We start from the raw sequence: 17,127 nt of genomic DNA on the forward strand, positions 1-17,127 counted from the left end.
AACCATAGTATGAGTTTTTGTGGCTATGTTTTAGGTTACGCATTTCTCTATAAGAGACATAAAGTAGGCTTAGCTTTTATGAAGACCTAGCGACTGAGCAAATCTAGCTTTGAGTCGGCATCCACACTTGTTTTGACGTGATTTTCTGGTCTTTGAACGTCAGTTCTTCGACCTTGTCGCCGTTAGAGTTCCAGCGAGTCAGTTTCCCGTTCGCCATTTCACCGTCACTGAATTTCGCTTGGCTCGCCTTATTGCCATTCGGGTAGTAGTCAGTGACCAGACCATCTTTTTGTCCGTCACTGTATTCTGCCGTTAGGCTTTGTTCGCCATTTGGATACCATCGAGAGGCAACGCCCGATAGTTCGTTGTCTTTATAGTTGAGCTCGGCTTTCTTCTGGCCGTTGGGATACCAGGTTTCTGCCTTGCCTTGTAGTTCACCTTTAACGTAATTCACTTTAGAAGCAATTTGGCCATTAGGATACCAGCTGGTTTCTAAACCAAGTTCTAGTCCGTCGGCAAATTGAGCTTGGGTCGCGACTTGGCCGTTATCGAACTTCTCTTCAAACTGACCAGTAAAGGGTTTTGAATGGTTTACTTGATAAGCCAAGCCTTTACGCATCTGTAAATAGTCGACAGCATCTTCGCGTGGTGTAGCTGCATAACTCATAGAAGACATCGTACTAAGAGCAATCAATATAGGGATGTATTTCTTCATAATGACACCTTTTTATTGGACAGGGGAAAGTGTAACCGGTGTGTTAAAAGCATTTCACTTCAGTGCCCGACTGTCAGTATCTATTAGTGGTTTTCAAGTTTTCATTATTAGCGGTCTAATGAAGGGAACTTTTCAAAGCGTTATTTGACTATAAGTTTGTGATATTTGTAATACAAATATGTCGTGTTTATTCATTTTTATAAACTATATCTAGCGGTATTTCCGTTGTTCGCATATAAAAATTTTCCGTAACGATTAACCGTTTTTAACGTCTGTTATCAGTATTTTAGTGACTTTGTTCTTATTTTTCGGGGTTTTGATGGGTGTCCGGCGCTGGAGTCTGCACTGAGTTGATGAAAAGGTGCTCCCAGGCGGTGCAAATTTGAACTCGATCACTTGTATGATTAATTGAGAGTCAGACTGTAAGATCATCGTCACGCATTTAAATTATTGTAGTACAAATATACTTGCCATCTATCTATAGTGACCCTAACAAAAAACATAAATAAAAAGGTCTTAAAGATGGAACTCAATACCCTGATAGTTGGCATCTATTTCCTATTCTTAATTGCGATAGGGTGGATGTTTAGAACGTTTACAAGTACGACAAGTGATTACTTCCGTGGGGGAGGTAATATGCTGTGGTGGATGGTAGGTGCAACAGCATTTATGACCCAGTTCAGTGCGTGGACATTTACCGGCGCCGCAGGTAAAGCTTTTACCGATGGTTTTGCGGTAGCGATTATCTTCATTGCTAACGCGTTCGGTTACCTAATGAACTACCTTTACTTCGCTCCGAAGTTCCGCCAACTGCGTGTTGTTACGGTAATTGAAGCGATTCGTATGCGTTTTGGTAAAGTGAATGAGCAAGTATTCACTTGGTCTGGTATGCCAAATAGCGTTATCTCTGCAGGTATCTGGTTGAATGGTCTAGCAATCATTGCATCGGGTATCTTCGGCTTTGATATGACAACAACGATTATCCTTACGGGTCTGGTTGTACTGATCATGTCAGTGACGGGCGGCTCTTGGGCGGTAATCGCATCTGACTTTATGCAGATGGTTATCATCATGGCAGTAACGGTGACATGTGCAGTCGTTGCTATTTACCACGGTGGCGGTGTTACGCAGATCGTTAGCGACTTCCCAACGGATTCGTTCATCACGGGTGACAATCTTAACTACATGAGCATCTTCAGCATCTGGGCTGTGTTCATCTTCTTAAAGCAGTTCAGCATTACCAACAACATGCTTAACTCTTACCGCTACCTTGCTGCGAAAGACTCAAACAACGCACGTAAAGCCGCTCTACTTGCATGTGTACTAATGACGCTTGGTCCAATCATCTGGTTCATGCCTTCTTGGTTCATGGCTGGTCAAGGTGTTGATTTAGCAGCAGCTTACCCTGAAGCTGGCAGCAAAGCCGCTGACTTCGCTTACCTTTACTTCGTTCAAGAATACATGCCTGCAGGTATGGTTGGTCTTCTGATTGCCGCTATGTTCGCAGCAACCATGTCTTCAATGGACTCAGGTCTAAACCGTAACTCAGGTATCTTCGTTAAGAACTTCTATGAGCCGATTCTTCGCCCTAAAGCGACAGAGAAAGAGCTAATGGTTGTTTCTAAACTAACGTCTACTTTCTTCGGCATCGCTATCATCTTGGTTGCTCTGTTCATCAACTCTCTTAAAGGTCTGAGCCTTTTCGACACCATGATGTATGTGGGCGCATTGATTGGCTTCCCAATGACGATTCCAGCATTCTGTGGCTTCTTCATCCGTAAAACACCGGATTGGGCAGGTTGGGGCACGCTAGTTGTAGGCGGTGTGGTTTCTTACTTCGTTGGTTTCGTTATCACAGCTGACATGATCCAAAACTGGTTCGGTCTAAACGAGCTAACAGGCCGTGAGTGGGCTGACCTGAAAGTGGCTATCGGCCTTATCGGTCACATCGTATTTACTGCTGGCTTCTTCGTACTATCAACACTGTTCTACAAGCCTCTTGCTGAGCACCGTGAGAAAGACGTAGACAAGTTCTTCAACAATCTAGCGACACCGTTGGTTGCTGAGAGTAACGAGCAGAAGAAACTGGATAACAAGCAACGTCGTATGTTGGGTTCACTTATCGCAGTTGCGGGTGTGGGTGTAATGACAATGTTCGTACTGCCTAACCCAATGTGGGGACGCATGGTGTTCGTTCTTTGTGGCTTGATTGTATTCTCTGTTGGTTTGCTGCTTGTTAAAGCGGTAGATGACAAGGTCGAGAAGCAAGACGAAGTAACACCAGCTGAAACCTAAGTCCTTATCCCTTAAGAGATATGGCTTTCAAAAAGACGACAAGTCTTAAGAAATTATAAGTTCAAACAAAGAAAACTTTAATAAAACGGTCACCAGTTTGGGTGGCCGTTATTTTGGTAATCCATTATTTAATGTGAGATGTAAAATGAAGAAAAAATTAATTTCGGTAAGCATTATTAGCGCGTTTACGTTAGCTTTCGCGACAGGCTGCACGACTCAAGAAAAAGCAGCACCCGTGATCAGCGCGGCTGAGCAAGCAGTGCCTTCGATCAGCGAAATCGATCGTAGTTACTTACTAAGCAGTGACCGCTTAACTGAGGTTGATGGCAATACACTAGATGTTGCTTCAGAAGAACAAGTGGCTGCACTCAAAGCACAATTTGAAAACCTAAAAGATGGCGACGAAGTTGTTATCCCTAATGGTAAGTACGCGAACCTAGGTCAAGTGACGATTACCGCGAATGACATCACCATCAAAGCGGAGCAAGCAGGTTCTGCGTGGATCACTGGCTTGATTCAGTTCGAATTGAAAGGTGATGACATCACGCTTGATGGCCTAGTGTTTACCGAAGGCGGTCCAAACGAACGTTTTGGCGCAGTACGTATGATGGGTAATGGCAACACGCTACAAAACTCAACATTCTACTACTTCAACCACGATTACACGTACGAGCCAGATGAGCGTCGCTCTGAGTATCCAAAGTACCTGTGGGTTTCTCTATGGGGTAAAGACGGTAAAGTGATCAACAACCGTTTCGAAGGTAAGCAAAAGCGTGGCACTTTGATTGGTGTTCAAAAGGATGACACGTCAGACAACCACCTGATCGCTAACAACATCTTTATGGATCAAAAGCCAAACCAGTTTAACGAGTTCGATATCAAAGAAGCGATTCGTTACAACGGCAACAGCTGGGAAGCGATCCGTATCGGCGATTCTAAATCTTCACAGTGGGATTCAAGCTCTAAGTTTGTAAACAACCTGATGATCGATATGGATGGTGAGCGTGAGCTTATCTCGATTAAGTCGGGCGACAACACGATTTCAGGTAACACAATCTTCCAAAGTGCGGCACTGATTTCATTGCGTCACGGTAAAGGCAACACGGTTGAGAACAACATGATCTTGGGTAACGAGAAACGTCTAACAGGCGGCATTCGTATCTACGATGAAGACCATGTGATCCGCAACAACTACATTGCTAACACTCGTGGCCGTGATGGTGTGATTGAAGGCAACGCTGACCTACGTGGCGGTATCGTGATTAACACGGGCATTATCGACGTAGCGAATGGCGAGCAGCTAGATCAATCGGTGAAAGGCAAAGAACTTAACAAGCAATGGACACCGAAAAACATCACCATCGAAAACAACTCTCTAGTCGATACTGAGTGGGGCATTGTTTACGGTAACCAAAGCCACCGTGTAAGCCTGTTTAACAACGCAGAAGTTGAAGGCATTTACGCAGGTGTGGACGTGGCGTTTAAACACAACGTGGTTGATAACTCGCAATCACCTGAGTTTGTAAGTGTACGTGCCACTCACGACTTCCCATTAGTGGGTGCGACTTACACAGACGAAACTTACGTGGGTCAAGTGACGGACTCTGAGCTGATTGAAAGCTACTCGGTTGAACTACCAAAAGTAGCGGTAGAAAACGGTATGAATGCTTACCAAGGTGAAGGCGCAGATGTGTCTAAACTGGCAGTGGTAACGGCTGAAACAGCAGGTCCAGATTACGTGCTTGAAAACACAAAGAAGTAACGCGGAATAAAGTCAGTTCTTAACTGACAATGATAAAAACGAGCCCCAGAGCGTGTCAGCGTTCTGGGGCTTTTATGTTTTGGAAATTGTCATTTTCCTGTGCATCCTCTGAAAATTATTAATAATGGGCGTCTTCGTACAGAAAGTGACCACGTGTGAGGTGCCCAGTTAATGTATTCGAGTTCTCCAATCCATAATGCAGTCTTAAATTTACTGAAAAGCCAAGGATTCTCGATGCAGGAAGCATCTCTCATCACCAAAGCAGAAACGGAATATCTAACGTGCCGTGACAGACAAGTTGTCGAGCGTTGGAATATGAGTCGCTGTCACTCTGAACATGCTAAGTCGGTATCTTACGTTCAAAAATACAAGCTGATTGAGTATCTGCTCGTACTTAAATCATCGAACCCTTCACTTACTCAAATGTAACTGACTGAGCGAGGCTTATATGCACTTAACGACGATAAGACAAGCGATGACACAACCAGGAATACAGCAGTTACTGATAGCCAACCGTTTTAAAATAACGCCAGACCAATCAAATCAAGAGAGCGGTTGTACTTGCTCCATTAAGCCTCTTTCTCTTGTGCGAGATTACGCCTACGGAACCCATTACTACTTGCTTTGTCCTCAATGTAAGCGCATAGAGGTGACGAGTATAAAGAAAGACAGAGAGACAGTTTGTTGAACTAAGATTTGTATTTATGCAGCAGATCCCAAGGGATATGGCATAAGTGATGATCTTCAGGAAAGTGGCTTAGGTGGTGCTGGTGGATGTCGCCACTGGCGACGTATTTGGTTAATGGCAAAACCTCTAGAGCGATTCGGTCTGCATCTTCGCGAGATGCAATGTAGCGCTCGGCTTCTGCTAAGTGTTGAGCGTCGGTGCTGTAAACACCGGTGCGATACTTTTCCCCCACATCGACACCTTGTTTATTTATGCTGTATGGGTCAATGATCTCAAACAGATGTTCGATTAGAACCGTTACTGATGTGATGCTTGGGTCAAACTCAATCTGCACACACTCAGCGTAGCCATCATAAGCGTTTTGGTCGTCATCGCTTTTTGGTGCTTCGGCTTCTGTTGGCTGGTAGCTACCATTGGCGCGGCCTGCTTCTGTGCTGATCACACCGGGTGCATACTTGATGAACTCTTGCACACCCCACAAGCATCCACCTGCTAAATAAATTTGTTCCATACTTCTCTTTGGGCTCTCTGTGTTTGTTGCTAGCTTTTAACTGATGGCTGTTGATTACTAATAGACGACTTAAACTGTTACAGCGTCAAGCATTCAATAGCTTGGAGCATGCTTAAATACGTGATAGAACCGTATATAAAACAGGCTTATAAAAACAAGCGCTTAAGCATTGTAAATCAGCACGACTGAACAAACGCGTCACTGAACAAACTTAAGTTAAATGCGATAACCTGATTATATAAGTCATCGCACCTTGTCACCAACCCGAATCTCAACATCAAGTGAGCGTTAGTCTAACCATGTTTGATCAAATTAAAGACTTCATTAATCCGAGCAAGAACCCCGATCTCACGCAGGCTCATGAATATCAGCGTAAGCATCTGCCGACCTTGTGGCTGTTGGGCAAAACGGGTGCGGGCAAGTCATCGTTTATTCAAGCGGTCACGGGTAACTCCTCTGTTGAAGTGGGTAATGGTTTTGCGCCATGCACCATGACGGCAATGTCGTATGCGTTTCCACAAGACAAACCGGTTATGCGATTTCTCGATACCCGAGGGCTGGGTGAGGCCGATTACGATCCGGCAGACGATCTTCAAGAGATTGGCCAAGCGGGTAATGCGCTCGTCGTGGTGATGAAAGCTGACGAGCCTGAGCAATCCGCGGTGGTTACCGCTCTGCAACAGATTAAGAAGCAAAAGAAGATTAAACACTTACTGCTGGTTCATACCGCTGTGTTGTCTTCCAATGAATCAGACCGTGCAAGGCAAATTCAATTCAACACCAATCAAATAGAAAAGGTGTGGGGAAAGGAATTTGAATCGGTCGCGGTGGATTTTGAAACGGATGACGAGAGCAACAACAGTGGCGCAATCTACAATTATGAAGCCTTGATTGAACAGCTGACTAATATGCTTCCAGTTATCGGAATGATGGTGGTCGACAAAGAGCATTCCACCCAAGAAGAAGCCAACTTTGACCAAGTAGAAAACGAAGTGCTTTGGTACGCAGGAAGTGCTGCGGCTAGCGATTTGATTCCGGGTGTTGGCTTGGTGTCTGTGCCTGCAATTCAAGCGAAGATGCTCCACAGTTTGGCAAACCAATATGGGGTCGAATGGAACAAGAGAGTCTTTAGCGAGCTGATAGGCACTTTGGGAAGCAGCTTTGCAGTGCAATACGGCATGAAACTCGGAACTCGACAGCTGATAAAGTTGATTCCGGTTTATGGTCAAACGGTCGGTGCGGTTGCGGCCGCAGCCATGAGTTTCGGTACCAGTTATGGTTTAGGTCGAGCTGCGTGTTTTTACTTCTATCATAAGAACAAAGGCGAAGACGTGTCTGAACAAGAGATGCAAAAGATCTACAAAGAATCCCTGAAAAAAGGTAAGGCAGCGTCGGGTTATGAAGAAAATTAGAAACTTATTTCGATTACTTTCCGTTTTATCGGGCGGGCGTTGGGGCATTGCGCTGATTTCGGCGATCTTCCCAAGCCTCATCATGATGGGATTTGGTCTGTTTTTGGCCGTCAAATACGGTTATCTGTTGGAAATGTCGATTGCTATAGCGGTAAGTACCTTGGTGTTCACCATTCCTTTATATATTTCTAGCCGTTCTTCTCGCGAGCCGACTTATAGCAATGCGTCTGCCAACTCAGCAAGCGAGGGTGAAACCGAATCATCGCCTAAGAGTGCTGACATCAATGATGCGTTAGTAAACGATGCGTTAATAAATGATGCGATGGTCAAAGCATCTGATGAATGGTCGCAAGCTGAGTTGTTGATTTGGAACGACTCGAAGCACTATGTACGTCAGCAATTAAGTAACGAGATAGAGTGGGGCAACCTTGACCAAACTGGTTTAGAGGTGCTTGAGTTTGTCGCTAAAAAGTTTGATAAGAAATCACTCGATTTTTCGATTCCTGAAGGGCTTAAATTATTTGAAGAGGTCAGCCGCCGCTACAAGTTAGTGGTGAAAGAACACATTCCGGGCATTGAGTATCTTAAGGTTTCTTACATCAAAGCGGGCTACGAAGCCTACGACAAATACGGTGAGTTGGGGCAGAAGATCTTCAAAGCGGCGATTTGGGGTAACCACCTCAAAAACTTGTATTTGAATCCGCTCAAAGTGATTTCTGATTTAGGTCGAGAACAAGCCACATCTACCATGACTAAAGGTGTGGTCGATGACATGCAATACGCTGCCAAACAAGCTTTACTCGATGAAGTGGCTGCAGTAGCAATTGATCTCTATAGCGGTCGATTCAGCATTGAAGATGAATCGCTTAGAGCGTCTGATGTTTCAGAAGTCGACGATACACGTTTTGCTCCTGAATTAGAACCTGTACGAATTGTGCTGGTGGGGCAAACAAGTTCGGGTAAATCTTCACTGATTAATGCCCTTAAGCAAGAGCTGGTTGCCGAGGTCGACGTGCTACCATCAACCGACACTTCAACCGTTTACAAGGCGTTTGTCGATGACAATGACGTTCGAGTAGTTGATCTGCAAGGGCTTGATGGTAATGCAAAAAACGAATCCTTGATGCTTAAAGAAATGACTCAAGCCGATGTAGTACTTTGGGTGCTTAAAGCCAATCAATCGGCTCGCGAACTGGACAAACAGTTGAAGGGCAAGTTTGACGCTTTCTATGACGATCCGAAGAACATCTCACGTAAGAAGCCAATATTGGTCTCGGTTGTTAATCAGGTCGATCGACTAAAGCCTGTTGATGAATGGCAGCCACCTTATGATTTGGATAGCCCGACATCGGTTAAGGGGAAGATCATCGCTCAAGCGATCGAATACAACCAAACACTGCTACAACCCGATATTGCATTGCCACTGGCGATTGCTCCTGAAAAGGCACAGTTTGGTTTAGATGCTCTAAGACAGACGTTGCTCGAGCGCATCGCTGACGCAAATAACGTGCAGAGAAATCGCCAACGTTTTGAAGCTATGAAAAGAGGGACGTCGGTTAAAGGACAGCTGAACAAAGCGGTAAAAGCCGGTAAGAAGGTGGCACCCAGTGCACTGAAAGCCGCGACACCGAAGTTAGCTGAAATGGCGATTAAACAAGTGGTTAAGAAGAAGTAACCCGATTTAATGGCAATAGCTATGGCAACAACAATAGCAACCAAGCTCTGATGAAGCTGAAATTAACCGAACTCAGTGATTATCAGAGCTTGTTTTATTTACCATTAGTTATAATTAATCCTCTATTACCGCAACTCTGTATTGCTACAGCTATTTGTCGATACTTGTTAATTCCGCGAACTAGTTTAATAGTATATAAACTGACGATATTCACAGTTTATATAACACGCTATCGTATTTAATTGCCATTCTAAATATTGATCACATTTATACTTTCTTTCGCTGTATTTATAAAACAATTGCACTATATTTAAATTTCGGATCACCTTGATTTCAACGTAGGGATATATTGTGAACATGTATCTGAAATGGCAATCAACAACATGGCTAACCTTGTTAGCTTGGTATACTTTAGATCATCAGCTCTCGTTCCACCTTTCTTCAGAGTAGTACCCTCTAGGCGTCACGCGCCAGCAGAGCCGCTGAGCTTTGCCCAATCCTATTAATTTCGTCTTTAAGACATGTCGTAACTCATGAGTTTAGTATTTGTTTTTTGTGCATGAGGTTCTTGTCTCTTAGATATTATTAATTGGAGTCTAATCAATACGTCATTGATTAAATAATCTATTTCTAGCTATTAATTTTCATCGTAATTTCACGAGAGTTATCGTACGTGAAATAAAATTAATGGTGATGACTCGTGACATCTAAAATAATGAATTTGGCTTTTTCGCCCTAGGCTGAATTTTTTGAAAGGTACTATTATGGAAAACTTCAAACATCTACCAGAACCGTTTCGTATTCGCGTTGTAGAGCCAGTAAAAAGAACAACTCGCGCTTACCGTGAGCAAGCCATTGTTGAAGCGGGTATGAATCCGTTTCTACTCGACAGTGATGACGTGTTCATCGATTTGCTGACTGACAGCGGTACAGGTTCAATCACACAACGTATGCAAGCAGCGATGTTGATGGGTGATGAAGCCTACAGTGGCAGTCGCAGTTACTATGCACTGTCGAACGCGGTGAAAGATATCTTCGGCTATGAGCTGACCATTCCTACTCACCAAGGTCGTGGCGCAGAGCAGATTTACATCCCTGTTTTGATTAAGAAGCGTGAAATGGAGAAAGGACTCGATCGCAGCAAAATGGTCGCTTTGTCGAACTACTTCTTCGATACCACGCAAGGCCACACTCAAGTGAATTGCTGCGTAGCGAAGAACGTTTATACCAAAGAAGCGTTTGATACCTCAGTGAATGCTGACTTCAAAGGCAACTTCGATATCGTCAAATTGGAAGAAGCGATCTTAGAAGCAGGCGCAACCAACGTTCCTTACATTGTGAGTACTATTACTTGTAACTCGGCTGGTGGACAGCCTGTCTCGATTGCCAACCTCAAAGCCGTGTATGAGATCGCACAGAAGTACGATATTCCAGTGATCATGGACTCTGCTCGTTACGCTGAAAATGCTTACTTCATTCAGCAGCGTGAAGCCGGTTATCAAGATTGGACTATCGAACAAATCACACGTGAGTCTTACAAATACGCGGATGGTTTGGCTATGTCGGCTAAGAAAGATGCGATGGTACAAATGGGCGGCTTATTGTGCTTTAAAGACGACTCCTTCATGGATGTGTACACAGAGTGTCGAACCTTGTGCGTCGTGCAAGAAGGCTTCCCAACCTATGGTGGCTTAGAGGGCGGTGCAATGGAACGACTTGCGGTTGGCTTATATGACGGTATGCGTCAAGATTGGTTGGAGTACCGCATCGGTCAGGTTCAATACCTCGTTGATGGGTTAGAGGCGATAGGTATCGTGTGTCAGCAAGCGGGCGGTCATGCTGCGTTTGTCGATGCGGGTAAACTGCTTCCTCATATTCCAGCGGGTCAATTCCCTGCGCATGCGTTGGCGTGTGAGCTTTACAAAGTGGCAGGCATAAGAGCGGTTGAGATTGGCTCGTTATTGCAAGGTCGTGACCCCGTAACGGGAGAGCAGCATCCATGCCCTGCAGAGCTATTGCGTTTAACCATTCCACGCGCGACTTACACACAAACCCACATGGATTTCATTATTGAAGCGTTCGAGAAAGTGAAAGAGAACGCAAGCAAAGTGAAAGGGCTCGACTTTACCTATGAACCGCCAGTGTTAAGACACTTTACTGCGCGCTTGAAAGAGGTAGAAATAAGCGAGAAACAAGCAGGAAAAAAGAATGAACAAACGCTCGAAGAAGCATTTTAAAATAACAACATAAGCGAATAGTCACAGACCAAAAGAGCCGTTTTTTAGCGGCTCTTTTTTTGTGCGCTCTAAAGCAGAAATCGAGAGAAAAGAAGAAATCGAAATACGTAGGGTCTGATCCTACAAGTGGGATAAAAGGAAAATCGGCGAACCTCATATAATTCCATTCATCGCCTAGGTCGTTATCGATGAGCAGGCTTTGAAACGTTGTTTTCTCTAGTGGAATAATAGAAGGGGTGTGTATGAAAACTAAAGTTTTAATCGCGTTATTGGTGGCCTTAATCGGGTATTTGATGACGTCTAATGCCGTTCACAGTTCGAATATCTATCAGGATAATGCCGACCTTAACTGGAATGCGCTTATCAAGCCAACCAAAGAAATTCAGAACCCTTTTGAAGACCTCTCCTACGAGAACATCTCCTTGTTAAGAGAGTACGCGAGTTTCCAAGATGCGATAAAAACACGTGACTTAGATACCGATCCTCAATACAGCGACTACATCACCAGCCAAGTGAGCAAAATCGAAGATGTCTTACTTGATGAAGGGCTCGATGCGAAGAACCTCTACGACTTGCGAAACCAGATGATAGCGCTCAACGAAGAACGTTTTTATACCCCGAACCCTAAAGTGTTGGACAAGAACTGGAAGCTCGGCGGTTACATGGTACCGATTGATTTTGAAGGGCTTTCTGTCACTAAGTTCTTTCTTGTGCCTATCGCTGGTCAATGCATCCATACACCTGCGCCACCTGCGAATCAGATCATACTGGTCAACTACCCACAGGGGATCGTGATGCCTTCTTTAGAGACGCCATTGTTCATTGAAGGGACATTGCAGAGCGAGTTAAACATCGACCAAGGCAATTACTACGATGGAACGAACAGTGTGGAAAGCATTTACCACATGACGGCGACCAACGTCGCATTTCTAAACTGATTCATTTTATTCAATTGAAACTAATCCAATCAAATTTACTTAGGTTTATCGTTATGCTTTACAAAAAAACAGTGATCTCTTCTTTAATCTTGTCGGCGCTTTCTTTCTCTTCACTTGCAGCAGAAAGCGTGCTGATCAAAGACGTGAAAATATTCGACGGCACCACCAACGGCCTAACATCCAACATGGATGTTTTGGTTGAAGGCAACACCATTAAATCGATTGGTGAGAACCTTGATCAACAAGGTGTAACGTCAGTGATTCAAGGTGAGGGAAAAACTCTGACACCTGGCTTTATTGATGCTCACGTGCATCTATCGCTCCAGTTGGGTTTCGGCGAAATGATGGTGGCAGACGAGTACCGTTTTGCCATTGGTCAGGTTGAAGAATCTGAAGCTATGTTGATGCGTGGTTTCACTACGGCTCGTGACATGGGCGGCAACACCTTCTCTCTAAAGAAGGCGATTGATTCTGACATGGTCAAGGGCCCAAGAATTTACCCGTCTGGTGGCGTTCTAACGCAAACTGGTGGTCACGCAGATTATCGTATGCCTAATAGCTTGTCTAAGCTGCACACCAATGATCCTGATCCATTTGTTCGTGGTGGTCACACCGAGATTGTTGATGGCCAGTCTCAAGTATTAACAGGCGCTCGTGAACAGCTTCGTAAAGGTGCAAGTCAGGTCAAAATCTTAGTTGGAGGCGGCGCAGCTTCACCAACCGATCCTCTTGATGTGACTCAGTTCTTGCCAGAAGAGGTGGATGTGGCAGTAAGAGCGGCAGACAACTGGAACACTTATGTCGCGGCGCACGTGTACAACAATCATGGGATTCGTATGGCGCTGGATAACGGTGTGAAATCGATTGAGCACGCTAACTTCATCAGCGAAGAAAACCTCGACTTATTGATTGAGAAAGACGCGTGGTTGAGCGTTCAAACCTTGGTGTACATCAACACACCCGCAGGCGTGAACGAAAGCCAGAAAGCCAAATTCGCACAAGCGTTTGATGGCTTAGATAACACGTTCTCGCTTATCAAGAAGAAGGGATACAAGAAGATAGCCTTCGGTACGGATGTGATTGCCGACCATTCGTTAATGGCGCGTCAAAACGAAGAGTTTACCAATCGCACTAAGTGGTTCTCAAACTACGAGATCCTTCGCCAAGCGACTTCTGGTAACGCTGCGCTGCTTGAAATGTCTGGCCCTAGAAACCCATATGAAGGGAAGCTTGGTGTCGTAAAAGAGGGCGCGCTGGCGGATTTGATTTTGGTCGATGGCAATCCGTTGGAAGACTTGTCGGTATTAACGAATCCAACAGACAACTTCGACATGATCATGAAAAACGGGACTATCTACAAAGACACGACTCAAGATTAAGTAACTCGATAGCTGTCGGTTGATATCAAGAACCAAATAGTGAATAAACAAAGGGCCTACTGATGAAGTAGGCCCTTATTGGTTCGTGGCTATTTGTTTTGCAATACGGATTTGAGGATCTTTAAAAGCCATTGGTTCACAGGTGCGTCTTTTTGTGAACGACGACAGCTCATCACATAGCTGACACCGATAGTCAGCTTCTCGGGTAAATCAATGCTTCGACAGCCTTCTGGCACACTGCCATCTAAGGTGATACCAAAATAGTCAGACTTCAACACCACATCGTGGATCATGGCAGGGTGGTCGACTTCAACTTTTGGCGTGACGTTGAAACCGACGTTTCTGAGCCTGTCGATAATGGGGTATTTATTGTCATTCCACCCAGGAGTCTTGAACAGAATGATTGGGTAGTTAACCAATGACTCAAAGGTCTGGGCTTCGTGGTCATTTCGAACGAAGAACACCGCTTTGCCTTTTCCTATTTCCTTCTGTGAAATAGATTGCGGCAAACCTTCATCAAAGTAGTGAACCGCGACAGCATCTTCACCGTCGATGAGCCTGTTTTTAACATTGGTTCCCCATCTCACAAATGAATAGTGAGCATGTGGTGCTTCTTGGCTGAGTGCGAAGTAGAGCTTAGATCCGTAGCGTTCCCAAAACAGGGTATTGGCGTAAATTTTAATGTCGCCCTGATAAGTCTCAGGAGTGAACACTTGGTGTTTGATGGCTTCGACACTCGTGAGTATCTGCTCAAAGTTTTCGATATTGGTTTCGACAAAAGTCGTTGGCTCAAACCCGTGTTTGGTTTGAATAAACAAGGGGTCATCAAGCTGCAATTTTAGTTTCGACAGGTTCTTGCTGATCGCCCCAGAGGTTTTTCCTAGCGACTCAGCAACCAAACCAACATTGCGAAGTTCATACATACGTTTGATGACCAAGATATTCTGAATATCGAGATTGATGTCCACAAGCACTCCGAATTGGTTAGGTGATTACGATGCGATTCTTTGTTGCGAATGAAGCGTTAAAGTATAAAGCGCGACAACAGAGAAACGTAAAAGCATCTGACTCTAATATCATAGTCATGAGTTCTAAGTTTTAAGACAGCACAACGTCAAGATGTGAACTATTTCGTTGATTTATCGAGCAAGTTTCCATTTTGTAAATCTTGCTTTTCCTCGAATGGCCTGCATCCGGTTGTTAAAGTTACCTCAACAAAGAAACACAGTAACAAACGAACATAATATTAAAAATAACGAGGGGTGATGTATGAACAAGTTAATCGCACTAGGCTTGATGGCTATTTCAATGAATACTGCTTTTGCGGCTGATGGAACCTATACAGGCACCATTGATATGACAATGAGCCAAGGCAATCAGGTAAATGTAGAGCGTGTTGAGTCTGATCTTACTCTTGAAGGAAGAAATGACGGGAGCAATGGCGGAATAAAATTCCAAAAGACCGTTGATCAAGACCAAGCGATTCAATTAACGGGTCGCCGTGACTAACGCTTAATCTGTGCTTACCATGTCCATGGAAAATGCTGTGCCTTCGGGTGCAGCGTTTTTCGTTTTAGAGTCTTTTATAAAACTCAGTCATCTAGCCTTGGCAGTCTCTGTAACCTGTGGCATTTTGTCTTCTATTAGCGTTAACTCGCGACTGGGTGTGCGCTCGAATGACACACAAGCAAACGAAGACTCGACAAGGACTAGGAATGAATCGAAAAGAAACGGGAATGATTCGTCATATTTTGCTGATTAAGTTTAAACAAGATGCAGAAGTTTCTGAAATAGAGAAGCTGAAGGGACTGTTTGAAGCCATGCCAAGCAAGGTTGCAGGAGTGACTTCAGTCGAATGGGGGCTAAATGACAGCCCTGAAAACAAAAACCAAGGTTATACCCATTCGGTGTTAATGACGTTTGCTGATGAAAAAGGCCGCCAGAACTACCTTCCACACCCAGAGCATGATGCGCTGAAAGAAGTGTTTCGTCCGCTTTTGGAAGACATCATTGTGTTTGATTACTCCCTGTAATTAGCTTCTCAGTTCGTCTCTTATGTTTTACGCATCTTCGATAATGAAGAGTTAGGGCTTGTATGACTAAGCCCTAACCAATAAAGAACGATTTACTCTGTCGGTGAAATCGTGACAGGGGCGAACGAAGCAACGGCATTTCCGCCTGCGCCCGGGCGATCAACGTAAGGGGTGTTTTGCATTAAGGTGTAGTACACGTCTACGAAGTCATCGTCATTCACTAGTACGCCTTCAGGAATCACATCAATGATCTTACCGGTGATCTGAGCAATGATCGCATAGCCTTGAACTTCTGGGTCAGGAATCATCTTCAATATCTCTTCTGCGGCTTCAACCAGCAGCTTGGCTAACGCTTTGTAATCGGTGCCGTCATCGTGCTCCATCAAAATCATATCGGCAGCACCCCAACGGTAACGAGGCCAGAAGATCACGGTTTGATTTGGATAGTACGTCTGTTTGTCGTAATCCAGATAAGGCATCTCAACCAGATCAATTTGTGGCTCTAAACGACTTGAGTCGACCCCGGTCACAATGGCATAGATTTCAGCTTTGCCAGAGATCCACGGTTCTTGGTCGACAGCCAAACGGATTTTCGTTAACTGTGTGGTGTTCAATGGCTCAGGTTCAGACATTGCCATCGAACGCTGAGCTTTACCCATAAACGTTTGCTTCTGAACCTTACTGTTTTTACTAGCTTCACTTTCGCTGGTGGTTTTGGAATCGGAATTGATTTGTGTTGCAGTACCCAGCTTGTTCATCTCGGCCTGCATCGCCATTAAGCCTGCTTTGAGTTCTTCTGAACCGTTACTATCAATAACAAACACAGGAACGTCGGGCATTTGGTACACATCTAACTCATGAACTTGTCCATACACATCATAGGCTTCGATGTATTGCCAGTTTGAATCATCGCCTGATGGTTCGTAAGCAAACAGTGGGCTTTCACCATTCTTCCAAGCTTCAATCATCGCTTCATCGGCCATGCGAATTTCTAACACAGAGTCACTGAAGTCGTTGATCCCTTTCATCTTGCGGTAACTAAGATCGGCTTTCTGCATTTTGCTTGAAAACGTAGAGTAGGGCTTGTCTGAGTTAAGCTTGTCTATCGGTGTAGACAGCTGCTTTTCTGTTATCTGACCTTTTAGAGAAAGCTCAAGATCCGAGTAACGGGCACTGATTTGCAACGCCAAAGTTTGCTTTTGTGCTGAGGCGTTCTCTGAAAGAGAGCGTGCGTCTGTCGTGTCGATATTGTTTGCATAGGACTGGAAGCCAACCACTGTTGTTGCAAGCACCATACTGATAGAGAAAGATGGTCTCATAAATAATCCTTATTTTAATTTTTATCATTAATAGAGCATTTGCCCTATAAGGATTAACCTATCAGCAAGGTGAATGTGTTTAAAAGTTAGACAGCTGATTTTTATTTCGTTGTGCAGCACAGGATCTCAATTTAAATAATTTATAAAATATCAAGTGTGTGAC

General features: G+C 44.4%; 14 protein-coding genes. 10 read left to right on the forward strand and 4 right to left on the reverse strand.

What is annotated here, in order from left to right; all coding sequences use genetic code 11:
* Positions 1-103 precede the first annotated feature (103 nt).
* Complete coding sequence (locus L1D37_RS21215; protein WP_239849073.1) at positions 104-715, reverse strand: toxin-antitoxin system YwqK family antitoxin; 612 nt, start codon at positions 713-715, stop codon at positions 104-106.
* Between the two features lie 522 nt (positions 716-1,237).
* Between L1D37_RS21215 and L1D37_RS21220 the strand changes: the two genes are divergently transcribed.
* From L1D37_RS21220 to L1D37_RS21230, 3 genes are all read left to right on the forward strand, one after another.
* Entirely contained in the window at positions 1,238-3,010 is a 1,773-nt protein-coding gene (locus L1D37_RS21220) for a transporter (protein ID WP_239849074.1), read from the forward strand.
* Between the two features lie 145 nt (positions 3,011-3,155).
* Positions 3,156-4,772: a polysaccharide lyase 6 family protein gene (locus tag L1D37_RS21225; protein WP_123296806.1), complete on the forward strand. Its 1,617-nt coding sequence runs from the start codon at positions 3,156-3,158 to the stop codon at positions 4,770-4,772.
* 234 nt (positions 4,773-5,006) lie between these two features.
* On the forward strand, positions 5,007-5,201 hold the full coding sequence (locus tag L1D37_RS21230; RefSeq protein WP_239849075.1) for a hypothetical protein: 195 nt from the start codon (positions 5,007-5,009) through the stop codon (positions 5,199-5,201).
* A gap of 260 nt (positions 5,202-5,461) precedes the next feature.
* On the opposite strand, the gene L1D37_RS21235 is transcribed toward L1D37_RS21230, so the two are convergent.
* Positions 5,462-5,971 carry a peptide-methionine (S)-S-oxide reductase gene (locus L1D37_RS21235; protein ID WP_239849076.1) on the reverse strand — a complete coding sequence of 170 codons (510 nt, stop codon included), beginning with the start codon at positions 5,969-5,971 and terminating at the stop codon, positions 5,462-5,464.
* A 299-nt stretch (positions 5,972-6,270) separates the two neighbouring features.
* Between L1D37_RS21235 and L1D37_RS21240 the strand changes: the two genes are divergently transcribed.
* The 5 genes from L1D37_RS21240 (at position 6,271) to L1D37_RS21260 (ending at position 13,612) form a co-directional block, all read left to right on the forward strand.
* Positions 6,271-7,383 (forward strand): GTPase, encoded by a 1,113-nt coding sequence (locus L1D37_RS21240; protein WP_239849077.1) that lies wholly within the window; start codon positions 6,271-6,273, stop codon positions 7,381-7,383.
* Entirely contained in the window at positions 7,370-9,058 is a 1,689-nt protein-coding gene (locus tag L1D37_RS21245) for a GTPase (protein ID WP_239849078.1), read from the forward strand. The genes L1D37_RS21240 and L1D37_RS21245 overlap by 14 nt, the downstream gene beginning before the upstream one ends.
* A 764-nt stretch (positions 9,059-9,822) precedes the next feature.
* Positions 9,823-11,295, forward strand: a complete 1,473-nt coding sequence (gene tnaA, locus L1D37_RS21250) for a tryptophanase (protein ID WP_239849079.1) — start codon at positions 9,823-9,825, stop codon at positions 11,293-11,295.
* Between the two features lie 242 nt (positions 11,296-11,537).
* Positions 11,538-12,233, forward strand: coding sequence for a DUF3299 domain-containing protein (locus L1D37_RS21255; RefSeq protein ID WP_239849080.1), 696 nt, complete (start codon positions 11,538-11,540; stop codon positions 12,231-12,233).
* 53 nt (positions 12,234-12,286) lie between these two features.
* Positions 12,287-13,612, forward strand: coding sequence for an amidohydrolase family protein (locus L1D37_RS21260; protein ID WP_239849081.1), 1,326 nt, complete (start codon positions 12,287-12,289; stop codon positions 13,610-13,612).
* An 89-nt stretch (positions 13,613-13,701) separates the two neighbouring features.
* Here the strand turns inward: L1D37_RS21260 and L1D37_RS21265 are convergent, their stop codons facing one another.
* Positions 13,702-14,580 (reverse strand): LysR family transcriptional regulator, encoded by an 879-nt coding sequence (locus tag L1D37_RS21265; protein ID WP_239849082.1) that lies wholly within the window; start codon positions 14,578-14,580, stop codon positions 13,702-13,704.
* 301 nt (positions 14,581-14,881) lie between these two features.
* Between L1D37_RS21265 and L1D37_RS21270 the strand changes: the two genes are divergently transcribed.
* Together L1D37_RS21270 and L1D37_RS21275 are read left to right on the forward strand one after the other, a co-directional pair.
* Positions 14,882-15,121, forward strand: a complete 240-nt coding sequence (locus tag L1D37_RS21270; RefSeq protein WP_239849083.1) for a hypothetical protein — start codon at positions 14,882-14,884, stop codon at positions 15,119-15,121.
* A 206-nt stretch (positions 15,122-15,327) separates the two neighbouring features.
* Positions 15,328-15,645 carry a Dabb family protein gene (locus L1D37_RS21275; protein ID WP_239849084.1) on the forward strand — a complete coding sequence of 106 codons (318 nt, stop codon included), beginning with the start codon at positions 15,328-15,330 and terminating at the stop codon, positions 15,643-15,645.
* A 92-nt stretch (positions 15,646-15,737) separates the two neighbouring features.
* On the opposite strand, the gene L1D37_RS21280 is transcribed toward L1D37_RS21275, so the two are convergent.
* The gene (locus tag L1D37_RS21280) at positions 15,738-16,964 is read right to left on the reverse strand and encodes a DUF3103 domain-containing protein (RefSeq protein WP_239849085.1); all 1,227 of its coding nucleotides are present in this window, start codon (positions 16,962-16,964) and stop codon (positions 15,738-15,740) included.
* Positions 16,965-17,127 lie beyond the last annotated feature (163 nt).

Origin of the sequence: Vibrio sp. Isolate33 (assembly GCF_022397895.1) — a bacterium.
Taxonomy (GTDB): Bacteria; Pseudomonadota; Gammaproteobacteria; order Enterobacterales; family Vibrionaceae; genus Vibrio; species Vibrio pomeroyi.